We start from the raw sequence: 19,207 nt of genomic DNA, 5'->3' as shown, positions 1-19,207 counted from the left end.
TAAGTCTCAGGTGAATGGTTAAGAAAGGTTGTGAGCAAATTTCTTGGTGGGGGTCATCGTGTGGGTTTTACGATTTCACCGACGCGTCGATAGACCGTTTCTGTTATGCGTTTATCAGTATGCCCAAGCAGTCTGCTGGCATGCTCAAGATCGTCAATCTCGCTCGCTGCTTTCGGCCGGATATCCCTGAACTGGAACATCCGAATGCCTGAAGCAAGCTGGGTGTCTTCACCCTCTAATGCTGTCGCGATTGCGCGATTGCGCGCATCGTCGAACCGCAGGCGAAGCATTGGTGCGGTCACGCGGCGACCGTCTTCTGTAATGATCAAATACGGATTTCGAACCGCACGCGTTTTTCGTTGTTCCAGCAACCTTTCTATAAGCTCACCTAAGCCGTTAATACTATCGCCGGCATCAAGTCGGATACGGAGTTTTTTTGAGGTCTTGCCCTGGGCAACCTGCAGGAAGCTTTCGGTGACATCTGTAGCGCGCATGGCCAGAATATCAGCAGGGCGTTGGCCAGTAAGATAAGCCAGGTCCATGGCATCTTTAAGCTCTGGTACTGCAGCGCCGTAAACGGCATTCCAGATCGTAGAATCAGCGTAAAAATCACGTGGCGTCTCTTTGTTTTTTCGCACCCCAGATGCTGGGTTTTCCTTGTCAGTGATACCCCATTCTCTGGCAATGTTAAAGATATGCGAGAGCAGTGAGATCTCGCGGTTCGCCCGAACTTTCCCAGTCCGCTTGTCGCGGTACTGGGCTATCACCTGCGGTGTCACAGCATTGATTGGCGCGTCATTGAATACTTTCCTGAGCTGCGTCAGAGATAGTAAGTTGTCCTTTTGGGTTCTAGGTTTTTTCGCCGGAATGATCTCGGCTTCGTATCGGTCGAAAACTTTTCCCAGAAGGCTGTTCTTTTGCGGAATTGGCTTGCAATCGAGTTTCGCCCATTCCGCCTTGGCGACATCCAAGTCGCCACCCAACGGAATTTCCTTCCTCTTCCCCTGATCATCTCTCCCGTCGTAGTAGTACCCGACCCACTCTGAGCCGTTTTTCATTGACCTAACCCGCCTGATCATTCGAGGTGGGAGATCCCGATTTGCAGCCTTTCTTGGTCGCATTTTTACCCCACGCGTGAAAGATCTAGCGACCAGGCTTCAGCCGCAATATTGTCAGATGAAGGCTTCACACCGGACAGTTTCATTCGCGCGTACACGCGACCAACAACAGGTCGTCTTGCACCTGTAAGTACGTATTTCCAGCCATTTCGATTGAGCCAATCCAGCTGCAATGAAGGTCGTTGATATCCGGTGATTGCGACCAGCTCGTCCTCGGCAAGAGTTTCGCTATGAATTTCCATGTCTATCCCTTTCTAAATTTGCTTCTGCTTGTATGGGTTCGTCCTGTTGGCGTTGCATGCTCTCGTCGGCTTTGTAGGCGCGGATGTCGATCAGCGAGGCGACGTGCCGGATGTGTGCGTACTTAAGCGCCTTGCGGCTGGTGTCCAGCGTGGTGATCGGGAGCTGGATCCGGCCGCTGTTGATTTCTGTCACGAACGACTGTTCGTTGAGATTGCGAAAGTACTGCTCGCGGACTTTCTCCAGCGGGATCAGGACGTCACCGAAGATTCGATAGAGCAGTTCGACGGTGGCCGATTCTGGCGCCGGATGCAGGCGAAGCGGATTCTGTGCAGCGTTACTCATGGCCTTGTCGAGCCTCCTTGCGTTGTTGTCGTGCTGGGTGGTTCCAGGCGTTCAGGCAGTGGCGTCTGGTCAGCTCGCGCAGATGTTCGGGCACTTCGAGGAGCGCGGCGTTGCGCTCCTCGCGTGTGCGCATGGCAACGATCTGGCGGGCGTACTCCCTAGGCCACGTCACGGCGATCTGCCGGGATGGCAGGAAGATCGATGTCCAACTGCTCGGCCAGCCAGCGGATGCCGGCTTGCATGACGCGGGTCGACTGGCTGTACTGCATTCCGCATTTTTCGTCATACCAGGGGCTGTCCTTGACACGCAGGTAAGCTTCGCTGGACATTGAGCGCATCGTGAAGAAACGCCTCGATCCCGAGCTGATGACGGTGGTCCAGGTGCATTACTTCCAGCCTGATGCGCCTTTGACTGCGCGTCTGGCTGAGAGTGGCTGCACACGCAACCTCTACTACCAGCGCTTGCATGACGCTCACATCGTGGTCGAGCACTTCCTCCTAGGGGAAGCGGCTTGATCGTGGGCATTCCTCTGGCTCACGCCGTCCCACCGGCCTGCCTCCGTCCCACCGCTTTTTGCGGTGGTGGGACGGGCGCAGGCCCCGTCGTTGTTGGGCTGTCCCGCCGTCCCACCTTTTTCATGTCTCCCGCCCGTGTATGCGTAGCGGGCATCAATGCGCGTGTTCACGCGCACGCGTGTTTTTAAATATTCTCTCTATACACGAGAAAAGAGAGATAAAAGTAGGACGGTGGGGCAAAGCCCCAATCTACTGGGCTTTCAGACGTCCCACCTTGTTTTAGAGAGGTGGGACGCATGGGACGCCAGATAAGCAAAAGACAGCCGGGATAGATATTCACCGACATTCGCCAGCCGTTCACCGGGCGTAAGCCACACATTCACCGGATGGCATTAAAACGGTCTTGCTGCCACCAGAATCGACCTGTAAAAAGGGGCCATCTTCGATGGGTGCGACCGCAAAGCGCGGCAGGCCACCCACCACTTGACCCGGCCATTGCGCCGGGTCTTTTTGTTTAAGGGGCAGGGCAATGACGAACGAGCAACAGGCACTGGCAGAGATGCCGATCTGGATGGTGATTGCCCTGTCCCTGGTTGGCGGTGTGTCTGGCGAGATGTGGCGCGCCGACAAGGACGGGGCGAGAGGCTGGGCCTTACTGCGCCGCCTCGCACTTCGGTCCGGTGCCTGCATCGTCTGCGGCGTGTCAGCGATGATGTTGCTGTTTGGTGCGGGCCTGTCGATCTGGACAGCGGGTGCGCTGGGTTGCCTGACCGCGATGGCCGGCGCGGATGTCGCCATCGGTTTGTACGAGCGCTGGGTGGCCAAGCGGCTGGACTTGAGCGAGGCTGAGCCGAAGGCATGAGCCGGGCAGGCCGGGTAGGGCGCCGATTTTTACGGGTCCTCCCCGAGGGCCGCCCCCTACACGGGTTATCGAACTCGCGGATTCTCTCTAGCTGAAACCTTCGCAGAGATGTCCGTCTTTCCAAAGGGATGGGGTAGGGCATGACACTCGGATGTCGAGTCGACCGACCGGCCCGGGCAGAAAACCGCCGGGGACCCTGGGGACTTTCGAAGGGTACGGGGTCGGAAACCCGCGGGATCTTGTTAGTGGGAGGCCCGCCAGCTTACTGAAATTTCAATCCACTGAAATCTTGAAAGGATTCATCGAAAAGCCGCTGAAAAGGAGGGCTTATGACCGCAACCACGTACTTGTCAAAGAGCGCCTTCGCTGCGCACATCGGCCGGTCACCGAGCTACATCACTTGGCTGAAAGAGAATGGCCGCCTGGTTCTGTCGCCCAATGGCAAGCAGGTCGACGTATTGGCCACCGAAGCGTTGATCCGCGAAACCGCTGATCCAAGCAAGGCTGCCGTCGCTGCTCGCCACCAACAGGAGCGGCTTCAGCGTGATGTGTACAGCCACGTCGGCGCACAATCCGAGCCGACTAACATGGCTGCGCCGCCGCCCGCTGATCCTGCTCATGGGCAAACTCCAGACTTTCAGAAAGCACGAGCGCATCGCGAGCATTACCTGGCGCGGATGGCTGAGATGGAGTTTCGCAAGGCACAGGGTGAGCTGGTGGAAATCAGCTTTGTGCAGAAGGCCGCTTATGAGACGGCGCGTTCACTCAACCACTCGCTAATGAGCCTCTCGCCGCAATTGGCGCCGCAGCTCGCTGCGCTGTCGGATCCATGGGAAGTGGAACGACAGCTGACCGCTGCACTACGCCAGCGGCTCAACGAAGCGGCTCAAGTGTCCAGTGACGACTTCGGATTTGCATTGGACGAATGCTGAGGGGGATGCCGAGTTCATTCGGCCAGCATCATTGTTCGACTTCGTCTGCTTTCGGCCAGAAGCGGTCATACACGCCTCGTCTCCGAAGCGGAGATTATTGTGAAAGTGGTTAAACCAGCACGACGATGCGTGCCGGCTACGAACTAGATCAATGTTTCATTTTTTGATGGAAACAATCGTTCCTTTTCCACCCTCTAGTCGGAAGGAAAACGATACGCGGTCTCCAACCTTCAACCCTGCCAACTGATCTTCTGCCACGGAAAACGCCATGGTCATCGGTGGCCATTGCACCGCTGGAACGGCGCCGTGAGCGAGGGTCACCGTATGTTTTGCGGGATCGATAGCCTTGATCGTGCCCTCGGCACTGGCGATAGGCGTTTGCTTCGATTCCTGCTTCATTTCCATGCCTTCCATATCGTCCATTTTCATTCCCTGCATGTCCTCCGCTCGGGTAACAAGAGAGAACACAAGGGCAGTGCCGGCAACTGCAATAAGGGTCAGTTTCATACGATTTTTCCTTCCTGGGTGACGGGTTCTATTGGGAGAGTTCGACGGCGCATCAAGCGATAGGCCGCCGGGATGACAAACAGGGAAAGCAAGGGAGCCGTGACCATACCGCCGACCATGGGTGCGGCGATGCGGCTCATCACTTCGCTACCCGTGCCGCTGCCTAACAGGATGGGTAGCAGGCCGGCAATGATGACAGCCACCGTCATGGCCTTGGGGCGCACCCGCTGCACAGCGCCTTCACGAATCGCCGCAACCAGTCCGCGTTCAGAGCTGTCGCCAAGGTCCTCACGTTCGGCCCAGGCATTCTTCAGGTAGAGCAGCATGATCACGCCAAACTCCGCAGAGACACCGGCCAACGCGATAAAGCCGACTCCGGTAGCCACCGACAAGTTGAACCCCAGCAGGTAGAGGAACCATGCCCCTCCAGTCAGTGCAAATGGCAGCGTGGCCATGATCAACAAGGCCTCATCAAAGCGGGCGAACGTCAGGTAGAGCAGCACGAAGATGATCAACAGCGTGGCCGGCACCACCAGTTTGAGGCGTGCGTTGGCCCTTTCGAGAAACTCAAACTGCCCCGAGTAGCTCAGGCTCATGCTGGGTTGCAACTTGACCTGCTCATTGACGGCCCGACGCAGATCGGCGACCACCGAAGCAATGTCCCTGCCTCGCACATCGATGTACACCCAGCCTGAAGGCCGTGCGTTCTCGCTCTTGAGCATCGGCGGACCGTCGGTGATCCTGATTTTCGCCACAGTGCCTAGGGTGATCTGGCTGCCTGACGAGGTATAGACGGGCAATTGCTCCAGGGCACCCGGCGAGTCGCGCCATTCACGTGGGTAACGTACGTTGATCGGAAAGCGTGCAAGCCCTTCAATGGTCTCCCCGACATTTTCACCACCGATAGCACCAGCCACGATGGACTGCACATCGGCGATATTCATGCCATAGCGGGCCGCTGCCTTGCGGTCGATATCCACGTCGATATAGCGGCCACCGGTCAGGCGCTCGGCCAAAGCCGAACTGACACCGGGCACGTCTTTGGCCACTCGCTCGACCGCCTGGGTGACCGCATCAATTTCCGTCAGGTTGGTGCCGGCAACCTTCACGCCGATTGGACTCTTGATGCCCGTCGCCAGCATATCGATGCGGTTACGAATCGGCGGTATCCAGATGTTGGTCAAGCCGGGTACACGCACCACGCGGTCCAGTTCCTCCACCAATTTTTCCTGGGTCATGCCCGGACGCCATTGCTCATGAGGCTTGAACTGAATGGTGGTTTCAAACATTTCCAACGGTGCCGGGTCGGTGGCGGTCTCGGCACGGCCGGCCTTACCAAAGACGTGCTCAACCTCAGGCACTGTCTTGATCAAGCGATCCGTCTGTTGCAGCAGTTGCGCGGCTTTCTGCGCCGACAGCCCCGGCAGAGCAGACGGCATATAGAGCAGATCACCCTCGTCCAGTGGCGGAAGAAACTCTCCACCCAAACGAGACATTGGCCACAGCGCACTAACGAACACCAAGAGCGCCACCAGAAGGGTGACTCTGGGACGACGCAGCACCGCATCCAGGGCGGGTTGGTAGATCCGAATCAACCAACGGTTCAGCGGGTTCTGTTGCTCACCCGGAATTCGCCCCCGAATCCAGTAGCCCATCAGCACTGGCACCAACGTGACCGACAACCCCGCCGCTGCGGCCATGGCATAGGTCTTGGTAAACGCCAACGGCCCGAACAGCCTGCCCTCCTGAGCCTCCAGCGTGAACACCGGAATGAATGACAACGTGATGATCAACAGACAAAAGAACAGCGCGGGGCCGACCTCTGCCGCCGCTTCGGTCATCACCTGCCAATGCCGCTCACCCTTCAATTCCTCTCCAGGATTGGCCGCGTGCCACGCCTCGATTTTCTTGTGGGCGTTCTCGATCATCACCACCGCGGCATCGACCATGGCACCGATGGCGATAGCGATCCCGCCCAAGGACATGATGTTGGCGTTGATGCCCTGGTATCGCATGACGATAAAGGCCATCAGCACCCCGACCGGCAACGAAATGATCGCCACCAGGGATGAGCGCAAGTGCCAGAGAAAAATCCCGCAGACCAGCGCAACGACGATGAACTCTTCGAGCAGCTTGTGGCTGAGGTTTTCCACTGCGCGGTCGATCAGCTTACTGCGGTCGTAGGTGGTGACAATTTCCACGCCCGCCGGCAGGCTGCTTTTCAGTTCATCGAGTTTGCTCTTGACCGCCGCAATGGTTTCGCGAGCATTCTTGCCGCTGCGCAAAATTACCACGCCGCCGACAGTCTCCCCTTCGCCGTCGAGTTCGCTGATGCCACGGCGCATTTCCGGGCCCAACTGGATCGTCGCGACATCGCCCAGGGTCACGGGAACGCCGCCCGCACCGAGCTTGAGCGGGATTGCCCGAAAGTCATTGAGCGACTTCAGGTAGCCGGAAGCGCGCACGATGAACTCGGTCTCAGCCATCTCAAGCACGGCACCACCAGTTTCCTGGTTGGCCTTGCCAATCGCCTCGGATACCTCGGCCTGAGTGATACCGAGGCTGGCCAGTTTTAGCGGATCAAGCTGCACCTGATACTGCTTGACCATGCCACCGACCGTAGCGACCTCCGCAACATTGGGCAGGGTCTTGAGTTCGAACTTGAGAAACCAGTCCTGAAGCGCGCGCAGTTGTGCCAGATCGTGCCCACCCGTGCGATCCACCAATGCGTACTGGTAAATCCAGCCTACCCCCGTCGCATCCGGCCCCAACGCCGGTTTGGCACTCGCCGGCAAGCGGCTTTGTATCTGACTCAAGTATTCCAGAACCCGTGAACGGGCCCAGTACAGGTCGGTCCCGTCCTCGAACAGCACATACACAAAGCTGTCGCCAAAAAACGAGTAACCACGCACTGTTTTGGCACCCGGCACTGAAAGCATGGTGGTGGCCAACGGGTAGGTCACCTGGTTCTCGACAATTTGCGGGGCTTGTCCCGGAAATGGCGTACGGATGATGACTTGCACGTCAGAGAGGTCCGGCAGCGCATCAATGGGCGTGCTCTGTACCGACCAGATGCCCCACGCCGTGACGAACAAAGTCGCCAGCAGCACCAGGAACCGGTTGGCCACTGACCAGCGAATGAGGGCAGCGATCATGGCTGACCTCCCGATTTATCCAGGCGTTCGACCCGAAGACCGTCGTCGGTCTGGCTCACCGCGACTTTGACCTTGTCCCCCGCTTTGAAGCCTTGTTTCAGCGCCGGGCTGGCAAGTGGAAACGTCATCGTCATGCCAGGCATGCCCAGCGTCTTGAAGGGACCATGGGCGAGCGTGACTTCTTTATCGTCGATCTCGACGATCTGCCCGTCAGCCTCATGCAAACCGGAGGTAGCTGCGTTGAGAGGCGACTCTTGCACTGATCCGGCCACGATCCCCTTGAGACTGGCCTCCGAGTCGAGCAGAAACTGCCCCGACGTGACCACTTTCTGGCCTTCATCCAGACCGTTGACGATGGCCGTCTTGCCATCGCTTTCCTGGCCGATCTGCACTTCCACGGGGCGAAAGCGGCCCGCGTCTTCGGCCAACATCACCAAGGCACGTCGGCCGGTGCGGATGACGGCCTCGCTCGGCACCCACAACACACTTTGCTCGGTTGAACGGTTCAAACGTACTTGCGCGGTCAAACCGGGCCTGAGGCGTCCATCCGGATTGGGCAGTTCCACCCGCACCCGCAGGGTGCGGCTATCCAGGTTGGTTTCCGGCAGAATCGTACTGACCTTGCCGTTGACCTTTGCTCCTGGGAAGGCTGGTAATTGTGCTTCAACCGTTTGCCCCACGGTGATGGAGCCAGCTTCTGATTCTGGAACGGCCACCGCCAGCCAGACACTGCTCAAACCATTGACACGCGCCAACGTCTCGCCTGCGGCAACGGTCATTCCCGCGCGGATGTTCAACTCCTGTATCACACCACCGATAGGGCTGGTCAGTGTCAGGTAAGGCTGAACCTTGCCGCCACGCTCTACCTGAGCGATCAGTGCTGCCGGCATGCCTGTGAGCCGAAGTCGTTCGCGGGCCGCCGCTAACAAATCAGCATCACCATTGCGCTTGAGGGCAAGGAACTCTGTCTGTGCGGCTGCCCACTCTGGCACCAGAATATCCGCCAACGCCGCGTTGGCTTTAAGCAAATCACCGGGGGCATGGGCATAGACCCGCTCGACGAAGCCTGGGGTGCGGGCCTGTATTACGGCGACATCGCGTTCGTTGAAGGCCAGGACACCGGTTACGTTGAGGCTGGATTCAAAGACCCCACGGCTGACCGTCGCAAATCGCAGACCAAGATTCTGCGTCAGACCTGGATCGATGCTGACCGTCGCATGATCACTACCTCCACTGGCGTATTGAGGGACCAGCTGCATGTCCATGAAGGGCGATTTACCAGGCTTATCGAATTTTTGCTGCGGGTACATCGGGTCATACCAATACAGTGCCTTGCGTTCGTCCGGTGTATTTAGGCTTTGCTCAGGGGCGGTACCGGGCACACCGCTTATGCGTTGGTGAGCAAACCAATAGCCACCGGCAACTCCCAATACCATTGAAACACCCGCCAGCAATGCTCCGCTCCATTTGAGGCTCATTGGCTGGACTCCCCATAAGTAAAATAAAGTCGCGCACGGGTCAGCGCTCGCTGCTCCTCCACGTCGACTTGTTTGAGGCGAGCTTCAATGAGTTCACGCCTTGCGGCGACAACGGCATTCAAATCTCCTTTGCCGGCACGGTAGCTGGCCATGCTGAGTTCGACCTTTTCCCTGGCCAGTGGCACCAGGCTTTGCTCATTGCGCTGGACCGCACGATTCAGGCTTTCATAGTCAGCCAGTTCACTCTCCAGTTGCTGGGTATGCTCGCGTGACAAGGCTTCGCGCTCGGCCTCAAGCTGACTGAGTTCAGCCTGCTTGGCCGCGATTTTCGGGTTTTGGCGGGAGTCAGGAAACAGCGGCAGGTCCCAGGAAAATTGCACGCTGACCATGTCGCCGAACTGACGGTCGCGATGCTGATAATCAAGCTCCCAACTCCAGTCTGACTTCTTCTCCGCCTCTGCCTCCCGGACCTTGGCTTGCGCTTCAAGGGTCATCGGCCCATACGCGGCCAACTCGGGGTGGTGTTGTAGCTTATGGAAGACGTTCGAGGTATCGACCGGCCATTGCGGCAAGCTGCCCACAGGCTTTTCGTTGGCGGCAGACCCAATCCAGCGTTTGAGCGCCGCGCGGGCTTGAGCACGCTGGCGAATCAAATCGTCCTGCTGCTCTGCCAGTTGAGCCGCTTCCTGTTTGGGTGTTATAGCGTCGGCAGGTTGAGCGCGACCGCCGGCAATCTGCGCCCGGACGGTATCAGTCAGCAGCCGGTTTTCCTTGTAGAAGTCCTGGAATAGCGCGTCTTTGCGTTCAACCGAATAGCTGCTGACCCAAGCCAACGCCGTGGATTGGCGCACGTTCAGGCGTTCGACCCGACGCTCGGCGGCAGCGCGATCAACGGCGGCGCTGGCGACCTCGATACGGGCCTTGCGCTTGTCACTGTTTGGCATTTCCTGCCTGACCCCGACCATTTGCATGGTCATGAAGTCGTCGTTGATGCTCCAGCGATCCGGGCCGCCGATGGGGTAGTTCTGTACACCGGCCAGCACTTTGGGGTCAGGTAATTCACCCGCTGGAATAGCCGCGCTGCTGGCGGCCTGTATTTTTGCATCCTGTGCAGCCAGCGACGGCGCGTTGTTTTCGGCCAGCCGCAATGCTTCGTCGAGTGTCAATGCGGCAGCGAAGCTCGGCAATGCCAGTACGCTTGCCGCCAGGCCGGCCACGAGGGACCAGCCTGTGCAATAGCACTTGGAGTTCATGTTTATGATTCCTGTGATGATCCACTGCACGCGTCAAAAGACATGCGCACAGCTATGCCATCCCGCTAAAACGAGATGAGGCTCAATTTGGGACAGGAATCAGACGCGAGGCGGTCGCCATACCCCGGACGGGGTGGGCACAGGTACGGAATCACTGGAAAAGGGAAGTACTACGGGGCTGAACAAGGTAACAGGAGGTTTGAGGATCGAAACTTGCAGCATACCGCCCGTCTTGCATTCCTGACCCGGCTTGCAGGGTTTGCCGTGCTCGGTCGGGCTCTTCATGTCGTTGCAGCAGTCCATGCCCATGTCATCCATCATCGCCATGCCCATCGTCTTCATCGGGCACGGTTCCGGTGCCTGAACGCCCGCCATCCCGCTGAGGGGAAGCGCCAGGCTAATCACGAAGATGAGGAAAAACCGCAGGTAGCGTTTCATGGGGTTGGAGTGTAGTCGTCAGAAATGGCACTAACAATCAATTGAGCACACGCTTGTAGCTGCCTTCCGCAAGGCGCTGATTGCGCGTGATATAAGCGCTTCAGTATTAAGCCAACATTACATTGTCAGCCAGCTCACTATCTCCTGACGTATTACTGCGCACCTTCAACAGTGCGCAGGCGAAGGGGCATTTTCAAATGTCCGCAATGGGTCGGCTGCTGCCCTTCGCAACAGGCAGAAACCGGCCAGAAGCGGACCCTCCACCATCGCATCACATAGACTAAGAACCCCATTGGGTAGTACAAACAGCAACTGCGCTGAAAGCCAAAACCCGGCATTGCGCCGGGCCTTCGTCAACAACCCAAACACATTGACTTTAAATGCGCTTCAAGCTTTCCAGCCGCCTGACGCATAGAGACTCACGCGCAATTCGAGCCTGATCCGATTGAAAAAGCTCAAATCAGCGGCGCAGTGATAAAGCGTCGCGGTTCGGCGCTACGCCGAAAGCCTTCTTGTATTCTCGACTGAACTGAGAGGGGCTGGCGTATCCGGTCTCAAATGCGACACCTGTAACATTTGATGCTCCGGATGCGAGCAGCCGTCGAGCAGCGAGTAGCCTAAGTTGTCGCTGGTAAGCGAGCGGACTATGTGCAGTAACCGCCTTGAAATGTCGGTGGAACGACGTGACGCTCATACCGACATGAGCGGCAAGCCAATGCACACTCATCGGCTTATCGGCGTTCGCGCTGATCCAGTCTGCCGCGATTTTGATTTGTCCGAACCGGGTGTTGTGCATTCCAATTTGGCAGAGCCTGGAGCCTAGCGGACTTAACAATAGGCGGTAGTAGAACTCGCGCTCGAACTGGGAGCCAAGCACCTTAACCTCTGCTGGCGTGTCAAGCAGACCGATGAAGCGAACCAACGGCTCGACAAAACTGCTATCGGCTTGGGCGATAGAGATAGCGCCCGCCTGCGGATACGGTTGGGTGGACTTGCTCATATCGAGAAGCAAGCCAGCGACGATCCCTGCATCGAGCATTAATTCGACACTGATATAAGGTTTTTCCGGGCTCGCCTCTACCACTTCACTCACGAACGGTAACCCGACCGATGCCACTGCACAGGTGCCCGGATGGCAGTCAAACGTGCTATCGGCAATGTTCATCCGCTTGGCGCCTTGCAGCAGCAGATAGAACTTCGGCGCAAATAGAGCCGGGGTCGGAGGAACCGGAGCATCTGTGGATCTGATTGTCAGTCGGGGAAGAGTGTTTGATAGATCGGCGCAACCGCGATGTCGGCTCACTATTGCGAGAAGATGTTCCAGCATGATGGCTATCGATCCTGGTCGCACTCGCGACAGGCCAGTGGTTTCTCAAACTAAAACAGTTGGTAGGATCAGGCAAGGCTTTAGCACTATCGAGGATGTGGTCGGGCCGGATGTTCGCGAAAGTGGAGGCATCCAATATAACCCTGGCTTAGAGGGCCGATGATGTCAGACCAACCTTCTCGCTTGCAGCAATTCATGGACGAGGCGTCCATCCGGAACACCATTGCACGTTTCGCCGACAGCGCGACTCGCGCAGACCTCGCAATGTTTTACTCGGTTTGGGCAGATGATGGCGAATTCATCATTGGTCAAGCCCCTCACGGCCAGTACTCCAAAGGCCCAGACAACAACGTGGCGCTGCTTCACAAACTGCGCGCAGGCAAGGAGTTCTTCGTCCAATTCGCACTGCCGGGGGTGATTGTTATCGACGGTGATCAGGCAACTACCCGCACATTCGTGCATGAATCTGCACGCGGCCCAGGCGAGAAGTACTACCGCAATCACTGCATTGCGTTCGATGTGCTGCAACGCTCGGGAGACGATTGGGTTTTCAAGAGCAGATCCTTTCAGTACCTCTGGCTCGACACCGAAGCGTTCTCCGGAACCGGATTCCCGCTATTTCCGGCGGCATAATGCCTGGCCTGACTACCTGATCCCTTTGACAGGGCTATTCATATGTCGAAACAGATGTGTTTTTTGGGCTACAGCGGGCGCGATGCAATCGACCCGCTTCCAACGATTTTCGCCCAGGCAATAAGGCACACGCGGGTTCTCAGAACGCTTACGAGTTTCGCAAACGCGTCAGCGGCCACGCTGTGATACCCATTGTTTCGGCGATACAGCACCACTGTGCGACCAGGCAACGATAGGATTGTCCGAAGCTCACGTAATCCAGCTTGCTCACGCACTATCGCGTCGAGAAGGATAGTCGCCAAGCGACATTGCTTGAGTACATTGTTCAAGATGGCAATCGAGTTAGCTTCCAGCACGATGTTCGGACTAAAACGTTGCTTCTGGCGCCAGGCATCCACCGCCATCCGTGTCATTCGGCCAAGTTCTCCCTGTCGCGACCGTTCGCTTTGGGTCGTAAGCAACCTTCTGTGACTGGCAGCTATTGGCCGATTGCTGTCTGTCATGAGAGGCAGAAAACGATCCATTGCAGGCGTTCGCGGCAGGCAGCTATGACCGTTTACTGCCTATGCGACGGGCATATTTGGTGCGTTTTCAGCCGGTCGCGAAAGCCAGAAGCCGGTCATAAGCTACCCCTGAATTGATTTGGCACTGTCAGGGGCTTTGCTCATTGTGAGCCTGGGTGGAATCTGGCAAGTGTAACTGAGTGCCAAATCCCAATGGAGGTGTTTGCTTCAGTGGCAACTTACCGAATCAGGTTTCTTAGGGAAGCACTCGCTGTTTCCTCAGACTGTCCAGCGCGTCCAACAGTGATGCTGTTGAGTCAACTCTTTCAGTAAATCCGTAACGGTAGATTTTGTTGGTGTCTGAAATGATGTCTGTCTCAGTGTGGAAGATGAAATCGCCGAAACCCCATCCCACCAGTTTTCCCAAGTCCGGCTGGATCAAGCCGTGACGCTTGGAGATCTTGCTCCACAGTTCGGCCTTGTCCGGCATATGACGCGCCAGCGTCAGGGGCACCACAGATGCCGTTTCCATCCCCAGATGCGTGGCCGCGTCTTGCCACATGCGTTCCCAACGGAAAATGTCACCGTTGGTAATATTGAACGCCTCTCCACCCGCCGACTCGCTGAGTGCAGCCCAGACACTGGCCCGGGCCAGCAAGCCGGCATCGGTGAATTGCTGCAACTGGCCGTAGGCTTTATCGGTGCCGGGGAAACGCAGCGGGATACCCAGCTCCCGAGACAGTTCCGCGAAGACGCCAATGACCAATGCAATGTTCATCGGGTTGCCAAAGATATCCCCGATCACCAAGTCAGGGCGCAAAGCTACATAGTCCCAGCGAGCCTTATCCGCGCGCTGTTTGAGTTGCGCTTCCTGAGCGAGATACAGGTTCGGCGGCATATGCCCAGCGTCACTTTCCCGCGCAGGCGTGCGCACGTTCGCGCCGAGGTGAGAGCCGTAGATTTTGAAACCCTGATAGATGACCACCCGCTCAAGAGCCGAGTCGGCTCGTTCCAGTCCGTCGAGGACGTTGGCCAACATATCGGCATTGCGATTGGCTTCTACCGCCAGGTCCGGATCGGGACTATAGGCCGCGTAAAAAACATGCGTGGTATCCCGGGCAGCCTTCACCGCGATGGCAACGGCATCGGCGTCCGTCAGGTCGGCGATGACCGTCTCGGTGCCGGTGACCGTTCGACGATCAAGCGCTCTGACACGCCAGCCTTCACGCTTGAGTTCCTGCGCGACGGCGTTGCCGATGATGCCGTTTGCGCCGACGACCAGCGCGACCTTTGAATGGGGCCGTGCTGGGATCATGCGGTCTTCCCCGTTTTGAATATCACTCATCAGTTCTCTCCTTGTGCACGTTGTGTGCGGTAGAGAGAGAATGCCTTCGCCAGCATCTGTGATATAGACTGCAATCACGACTGGCTTCTATGACATACATTCACAATGGCACGTTGGGATATCAATCGTCTGGCAGAGATGGAAGTGTTTGCCCGGGTCATGGAGCTCGGCAATTTTTCAGCGACTGCACGGGAATTTCGCATGACGCCTTCGGCTGTCAGCAAGCTGCTATCGCGCCTTGAAGCGCGGCTTCAGGCACGCTTGCTCAATCGAACGACGCGTCGGCTGATGCCGACACTTGAAGGCCATGCGTTCTATGAACAATGCGTCAGAATACTTGCAGATGTCGAAGACGCTGAACGTGGCACCTCAGGACAGGGCGATCCGCGGGGGCGTTTGCGGGTCAGTGCCAGTCTGCCTTTTGCAAAGGACGTCTTATTACCCTTGGTCGACGATTTCCTCGCGCGGTTCACGGGTGTAGCACTCGATATCGTACTGACGGATCAAGTGGTCAATCTGGTCGAGGAGCGCACCGACGTGGCGATTCGTCACGGCCCGCTGGAAAGTTCACGCCTGGTGGCGAGAAAACTGGGTGAGACGCGTATGGTCGTCGTCGCGTCGCCCCACTATCTCGAGCGCCATGGCCTGCCGATCGTGCCAGACGATCTGGCCGGGCATAATCTCCTGGACTTCGGTTACACACGCACACTCAAGGGCTGGCCTTTCATCGTCAAAGGTTCATCACATCTAGTCACGCCGCAAGGCAATCTGACGGCCAGTGATGGAGAGGCCTTGCGCCAGTTGGCGGTGGCAGGAACAGGCTTGGCGCGTCTTGATGAATTCCAGGTGGTTGACGACATTGCCTCAGGAAGACTCCTGCCCGTGCTGCAACCTTTCAATCCGGGAGATATTGACCCCGTACATGCAGTCTTTCTCGGCCAAGGTACTCAGATGCCAGTACGGGTTCGCGTTTTTCTCGATTACCTTGTTGCGAATGTACGACTCAAAGGATTGGAAACGTTGATTTAGGTAGAGGGCTTTTCTCAGAAAATTAGCCATCCGCATGCACATCGAATGACCGCTCTTGGCCGAAACCGGCCATGCCTGCCGCCCCATTTTCATGCATCCACTAGAGCCTCTGCGTCACTCGGCACTTGGGAAACGCCGAACAGCCCCAGAACCGTTTCCCCGCATTCGGGCCGAACTTCACGGTGCGAATGAGCAATGCACTGCCGCATTTTGGGCACTTGCGCTCGGCTGTTGGATCATTGCGGCGCTTGAGGTTTTGCACATGTTCACGGTGGGTGGCCAGACCTGGCGGGCGCCGGCCGCTTCGCAGAGCTTGCACAAGCGCTTCAACTTCAGCCTCAGTGAATACCGGCTGCTTGAATGACTTTATGTAACGAATGAAGCCACTACCCTGGGTAACATTGGCGGGCATCTCGGATTTGAAGGTGCTTGCGCCAACAAAAGTGACAACCGAGTGCAGATGTTCCGGTTCTACGCCGAGAGTGGTCTGCAGAGCCTTGAGATGTTTGTGGTTCTGCCGCAGTGGGTTTTGGAACGTGTATGTATTTTTATATAACTTCTGTGTCCACTGCGATTGCCTTTCGCTACCGAATATCCAGCCACTTTTGTTCTTGGTCTCCACAACGAAGATGCCGTAGGGAGATAGGAATACATGGTCAATTTGGGTGGTGCCATCGATCGTATTCAGTGTGATGTTGTGCATGCGACGGTAAGTCCGCTTGTCCAGCCGACATCTGGCAACCAGCCGTACTAGGAGCTCGCCCATGTGACCTTTGGCCCAGCGCGATTGCAGTAGACCGATTAGCAACAAAGGCAGGATAAGCCAGCGAAGAGCATCCCAAACCTGCATGAAGCTATGAGTGAAATCCATTCCTCTGCCTCAATGGGTAGCCGAATCGAGCATCAATGAACCATAGCGCGACACAAGAGTTTATCCATGTCGAATTTACTCTCGAAAATTTGTGAATCGACCCTGCATTTGTAGGCGCACGGAGTGGCTGCTTTTTGGCCGTTTTCTGCCTGTCGCCAATGTCAGCTATGGGTCGAAATCGGTCGTTCACGAACGTCTGCTAATGGCCGATTGCGGCCTTTGAAGACCGATTCGTTGAGTTCCAGCCTATGTTCAATCGGCCCCCACACCCGACCCCGGTGTGGGGGCCTTTTTCTGGCTGCGTGGAAACCAGTCCCCCCGGCTCTGGTCTACCATTGCCTGACTGTCTGGTCGATGCCGGCATCGCCTTTTACTCGAACAGGGAACACCCGTGCATGTCTGAAGTTTATGAGGGCCTGGCCACCGTTGTGGTGATCGCCCGTTATCTGGGCAGGACCCGATCGAGCGGACCACGCTCGAATGTCCCGTGCGCTTGAGCGATGCCGCCACTGGAAGCGCCCGTATTGAACTGCAGCATTATTTACAAGGACCCAAGGCGGCCAACCTGCTGCGGGTAATTTTGCCTGATGGGCACATGCTGCAAGGGCAATTGATCGATGGCTGTAATGAGCCCGGCGGCGGTTGGCTGCTGATCAATATCGGGCAATTCGAGCTGACGCCTGAGCCCTCGGCCAATGCCAATGTTTGGAAATGGGAGTGAACATGGCCGATACATTGGCGGCACTGCACCTGCCGAACGCGGTGGAGGTGCAAACTCTGAAACTGCTGCACCAAATCGAGTTGGCGCACACGGCGGACGATCTGTTTCGCGCCAGTGATCGCGCCGAAGGTTTTGTGCTGGGCCTGGAGACGGTCAAGGCATTGAACGCGGCCGGTATCGAAGGCTTGTACAAGACCTTCGAGACGGCGGCCACGGCGCGGCGCGAGGAGCACGAACAGTGATCGGCGAAGGCATTCACGAGGATGCGTTATGCGCGCTGGTATAGCAACACGCGGTGCACGAATGCCTCGTGGCCGCGTGAGCGGATGCTTACGCTCAGTTTTAATTCGCACGGTATTGATTTTAGGTACTGTTCTGCTTATCAGATTTATCTGATAGTTGAATAACACCCGTCAGGATTAGCTTACTTCGTAAAGCACTAACGCGAGTCCTATCGCGGACGAGCACCTTCATAAGCGTCTTGGAACAATTGACGAATTGCCGAAGCCTCGATAGACCGAGGATTCCAGTAAGGATTAGACAGGGCGATGTCCGTGGCGCGATCCAGATCCGCTTCGGTCAGGCCTAGATCTTTGAGGCGGGTGGGGGCGCCGAGCGAACTGGAGAGGTCAAACAACGCTGCTGCAGGCGAGCAGTCATCGACACCCAGTGCACGACTGATGCGTGACAGAGCGGGGGCGGCGCACTGATTGTAGGCGATGGCATGGGGCAGCACGATGGTGTGCGTTTGTGCGTGTGGCAGATTGAAACTGCCTCCCAGCGTATGACAGAGTTTGTGGTGCAGCGCCATGCCGACGTTGCCCAGCACTGTGCCGCACAGCCAAGCACCGTACAGGCAATCGGCGCGGGCGTCGATATCGGTCGCATCGACATGGATCTTTTTCATTCCTTCTGCGAGAGCACGGATACCTTCTTCGGCCATCAGCGACATCACAGGGTTGCCGTCTTGGGCGTACAAGCCTTCAGCGGCGTGAGCGATGGCGTTCATGCCGCTGGTAATCGACATTTCCAGCGGCAGACTGACGGTGAGTTCCGGGTCGTAGATCACGGTTTTAGGCAGCACGCGCGGGTCTTTGCCGGTGCGTTTGATGCCGTTCTCGGTCAGGCCGTAAACCGGTGTCATTTCCGATCCTGCATAGGTCGTAGGGATCGCCAGAATGGGCAATCCCGAATCCATCGCAATGGCTTTGCCTAAGCCTGTGGTCGAGCCGCCGCCGATCGCGACTGCGCAATCGGCGCCCAGTTTGCGTGCGACTTCTCGCGCTTCACGCGCTGTTTCGATCGGCACGTGCATGACGGCCTTGTCGAAAATGTCCGCAGCCCGATCACCCAGCAACTGCGCAATGCGTTCAGCCTGCGGTCGTTGCTCCGGGGTGCACAGCACCAATGCTCGTTTAGCGCCCAGAAGATCAATTTCCGCTTCAAGTTGTTGCAGCGATCCTCTTCCGAAAATCACGCGGGACGGTTGGCCGTTGTAGATGAAAGGTGCGGTGGACATTAGCGTTTCTCCCGAACATTTAAAGTGCTGAAGGTATTGTCATAGGCGTTGGCTGGTAGGCGAACAGTCGCCATTGCGCAGCCGTTCTGCGCCAGACGGTCAGCGTGCGGTTGTGTATGGATTTGGCGATGCCGTGGGAAGTGATGTCAGCTGCCATTTCACCAAACACCAATGCGGTGTCACCCGAACAGCGAACCTCATGAATCCGATACTCAATGCGGTGATAAAGGTAAAGACCGTCACGGCACTTTTGCAGATAACTGTTGAGGGTGTCCCGGATCCCGTTGGAGTGAACGTAGATCAGTTCAGGGTCAGCCAAGCGCTCGAAGGTCAACAGATCGCCCCGGCGCATGGCCTCGTAACGCTGATCTTCAAGCGCGGTGAGAAGCGCAGTGATAGTAGGTTCATTGATCAT

21 protein-coding genes and 1 pseudogene are annotated in these 19,207 nt (G+C 57.1%); 7 read left to right on the top strand and 15 right to left on the bottom strand.

Annotated features, from left to right (window positions below):
* Nucleotides 1-53 precede the first annotated feature (53 nt).
* The 4 genes from WA225_RS21865 to WA225_RS21850 all read right to left on the bottom strand — a co-directional run bounded on the left by WA225_RS21865 (nucleotide 54) and on the right by WA225_RS21850 (nucleotide 2,032).
* A complete protein-coding gene (locus tag WA225_RS21865) occupies nucleotides 54-1,121 on the bottom strand; it encodes a tyrosine-type recombinase/integrase (protein WP_422609557.1) in 1,068 nt (355 codons plus the stop codon).
* A gap of 2 nt (nucleotides 1,122-1,123) precedes the next feature.
* Nucleotides 1,124-1,360, bottom strand: a complete 237-nt coding sequence (locus WA225_RS21860; protein WP_116254740.1) for a DUF4224 domain-containing protein — start codon at nucleotides 1,358-1,360, stop codon at nucleotides 1,124-1,126.
* Nucleotides 1,347-1,703 (bottom strand): pyocin activator PrtN family protein, encoded by a 357-nt coding sequence (locus WA225_RS21855; RefSeq protein ID WP_422609556.1) that lies wholly within the window; start codon nucleotides 1,701-1,703, stop codon nucleotides 1,347-1,349. The genes WA225_RS21860 and WA225_RS21855 overlap by 14 nt, the downstream gene beginning before the upstream one ends.
* A gap of 158 nt (nucleotides 1,704-1,861) precedes the next feature.
* On the bottom strand, nucleotides 1,862-2,032 hold the full coding sequence (locus tag WA225_RS21850; protein ID WP_422609555.1) for a DNA-binding protein: 171 nt from the start codon (nucleotides 2,030-2,032) through the stop codon (nucleotides 1,862-1,864).
* Between the two features lie 10 nt (nucleotides 2,033-2,042).
* On the opposite strand from WA225_RS21850, the gene WA225_RS21845 reads away from it, so the two are divergent.
* From WA225_RS21845 to WA225_RS21835, 3 genes are all read left to right on the top strand, one after another.
* A complete protein-coding gene (locus tag WA225_RS21845; protein WP_422609554.1) occupies nucleotides 2,043-2,219 on the top strand; it encodes a hypothetical protein in 177 nt (58 codons plus the stop codon).
* Nucleotides 2,220-2,748: 529 nt separating this feature from the next.
* Nucleotides 2,749-3,081 carry a phage holin family protein gene (locus WA225_RS21840; RefSeq protein WP_093099977.1) on the top strand — a complete coding sequence of 111 codons (333 nt, stop codon included), beginning with the start codon at nucleotides 2,749-2,751 and terminating at the stop codon, nucleotides 3,079-3,081.
* Between the two features lie 329 nt (nucleotides 3,082-3,410).
* A complete protein-coding gene (locus tag WA225_RS21835; protein WP_422609553.1) occupies nucleotides 3,411-4,013 on the top strand; it encodes a terminase small subunit in 603 nt (200 codons plus the stop codon).
* Between the two features lie 156 nt (nucleotides 4,014-4,169).
* Here WA225_RS21835 and WA225_RS21830 read toward each other — a convergent pair whose 3' ends face one another.
* From WA225_RS21830 to WA225_RS21805, 6 genes are all read right to left on the bottom strand, one after another.
* The gene (locus WA225_RS21830; RefSeq protein ID WP_422609552.1) at nucleotides 4,170-4,520 is read right to left on the bottom strand and encodes a copper-binding protein; all 351 of its coding nucleotides are present in this window, start codon (nucleotides 4,518-4,520) and stop codon (nucleotides 4,170-4,172) included.
* Nucleotides 4,517-7,675: an efflux RND transporter permease subunit gene (locus WA225_RS21825; RefSeq protein WP_422609551.1), complete on the bottom strand. Its 3,159-nt coding sequence runs from the start codon at nucleotides 7,673-7,675 to the stop codon at nucleotides 4,517-4,519. The genes WA225_RS21830 and WA225_RS21825 overlap by 4 nt, the downstream gene beginning before the upstream one ends.
* Nucleotides 7,672-9,153 (bottom strand): efflux RND transporter periplasmic adaptor subunit, encoded by a 1,482-nt coding sequence (locus WA225_RS21820; protein ID WP_422609550.1) that lies wholly within the window; start codon nucleotides 9,151-9,153, stop codon nucleotides 7,672-7,674. Before WA225_RS21820 ends, WA225_RS21825 begins: the two co-directional genes overlap by 4 nt.
* Entirely contained in the window at nucleotides 9,150-10,406 is a 1,257-nt protein-coding gene (locus WA225_RS21815) for a TolC family protein (RefSeq protein ID WP_422609808.1), read from the bottom strand. The genes WA225_RS21820 and WA225_RS21815 overlap by 4 nt, the downstream gene beginning before the upstream one ends.
* Nucleotides 10,407-10,505: 99 nt before the next feature.
* Complete coding sequence (locus WA225_RS21810; RefSeq protein ID WP_422609549.1) at nucleotides 10,506-10,844, bottom strand: hypothetical protein; 339 nt, start codon at nucleotides 10,842-10,844, stop codon at nucleotides 10,506-10,508.
* Between the two features lie 460 nt (nucleotides 10,845-11,304).
* Nucleotides 11,305-12,171 carry an AraC family transcriptional regulator gene (locus WA225_RS21805; RefSeq protein ID WP_069556797.1) on the bottom strand — a complete coding sequence of 289 codons (867 nt, stop codon included), beginning with the start codon at nucleotides 12,169-12,171 and terminating at the stop codon, nucleotides 11,305-11,307.
* A 195-nt stretch (nucleotides 12,172-12,366) separates the two neighbouring features.
* Here WA225_RS21805 and WA225_RS21800 point away from each other — a divergent pair, with 195 nt between their 5' ends.
* Entirely contained in the window at nucleotides 12,367-12,804 is a 438-nt protein-coding gene (locus WA225_RS21800) for a nuclear transport factor 2 family protein (RefSeq protein ID WP_163005358.1), read from the top strand.
* Between the two features lie 134 nt (nucleotides 12,805-12,938).
* Here WA225_RS21800 and WA225_RS21795 read toward each other — a convergent pair.
* Both WA225_RS21795 and WA225_RS21790 read right to left on the bottom strand, forming a co-directional pair.
* Nucleotides 12,939-13,223: pseudogene (locus WA225_RS21795) on the bottom strand (LysR substrate-binding domain-containing protein); the annotation flags it as partial.
* A 340-nt stretch (nucleotides 13,224-13,563) separates the two neighbouring features.
* Nucleotides 13,564-14,652, bottom strand: a complete 1,089-nt coding sequence (locus WA225_RS21790; RefSeq protein WP_249384270.1) for an SDR family oxidoreductase — start codon at nucleotides 14,650-14,652, stop codon at nucleotides 13,564-13,566.
* Nucleotides 14,653-14,757: 105 nt separating this feature from the next.
* Between WA225_RS21790 and WA225_RS21785 the strand changes: the two genes are divergently transcribed.
* Entirely contained in the window at nucleotides 14,758-15,681 is a 924-nt protein-coding gene (locus tag WA225_RS21785; protein ID WP_141128574.1) for a LysR family transcriptional regulator, read from the top strand.
* A gap of 100 nt (nucleotides 15,682-15,781) precedes the next feature.
* On the opposite strand, the gene WA225_RS21780 is transcribed toward WA225_RS21785, so the two are convergent.
* Entirely contained in the window at nucleotides 15,782-16,552 is a 771-nt protein-coding gene (locus WA225_RS21780; RefSeq protein ID WP_422609548.1) for an NERD domain-containing protein, read from the bottom strand.
* 487 nt (nucleotides 16,553-17,039) lie between these two features.
* On the opposite strand from WA225_RS21780, the gene WA225_RS21775 reads away from it, so the two are divergent.
* Both WA225_RS21775 and WA225_RS21770 read left to right on the top strand, forming a co-directional pair.
* Nucleotides 17,040-17,273 carry a hypothetical protein gene (locus WA225_RS21775; protein ID WP_422609547.1) on the top strand — a complete coding sequence of 78 codons (234 nt, stop codon included), beginning with the start codon at nucleotides 17,040-17,042 and terminating at the stop codon, nucleotides 17,271-17,273.
* A gap of 2 nt (nucleotides 17,274-17,275) precedes the next feature.
* Nucleotides 17,276-17,515 (top strand): hypothetical protein, encoded by a 240-nt coding sequence (locus tag WA225_RS21770; RefSeq protein ID WP_422609546.1) that lies wholly within the window; start codon nucleotides 17,276-17,278, stop codon nucleotides 17,513-17,515.
* A 209-nt stretch (nucleotides 17,516-17,724) separates the two neighbouring features.
* Here the strand turns inward: WA225_RS21770 and WA225_RS21765 are convergent, their stop codons facing one another.
* Nucleotides 17,725-18,792 (bottom strand): maleylacetate reductase, encoded by a 1,068-nt coding sequence (locus WA225_RS21765; protein ID WP_422609545.1) that lies wholly within the window; start codon nucleotides 18,790-18,792, stop codon nucleotides 17,725-17,727.
* A 19-nt stretch (nucleotides 18,793-18,811) separates the two neighbouring features.
* Nucleotides 18,812-19,207, bottom strand: coding sequence for a nuclear transport factor 2 family protein (locus WA225_RS21760; RefSeq protein ID WP_422609544.1), 396 nt, complete (start codon nucleotides 19,205-19,207; stop codon nucleotides 18,812-18,814).

The organism is Pseudomonas sp. (genome assembly GCF_049300855.1).
Lineage (GTDB): Bacteria > Pseudomonadota > Gammaproteobacteria > Pseudomonadales > Pseudomonadaceae > Aquipseudomonas.
This window is presented reverse-complemented; position numbering and strand designations above follow the sequence as displayed.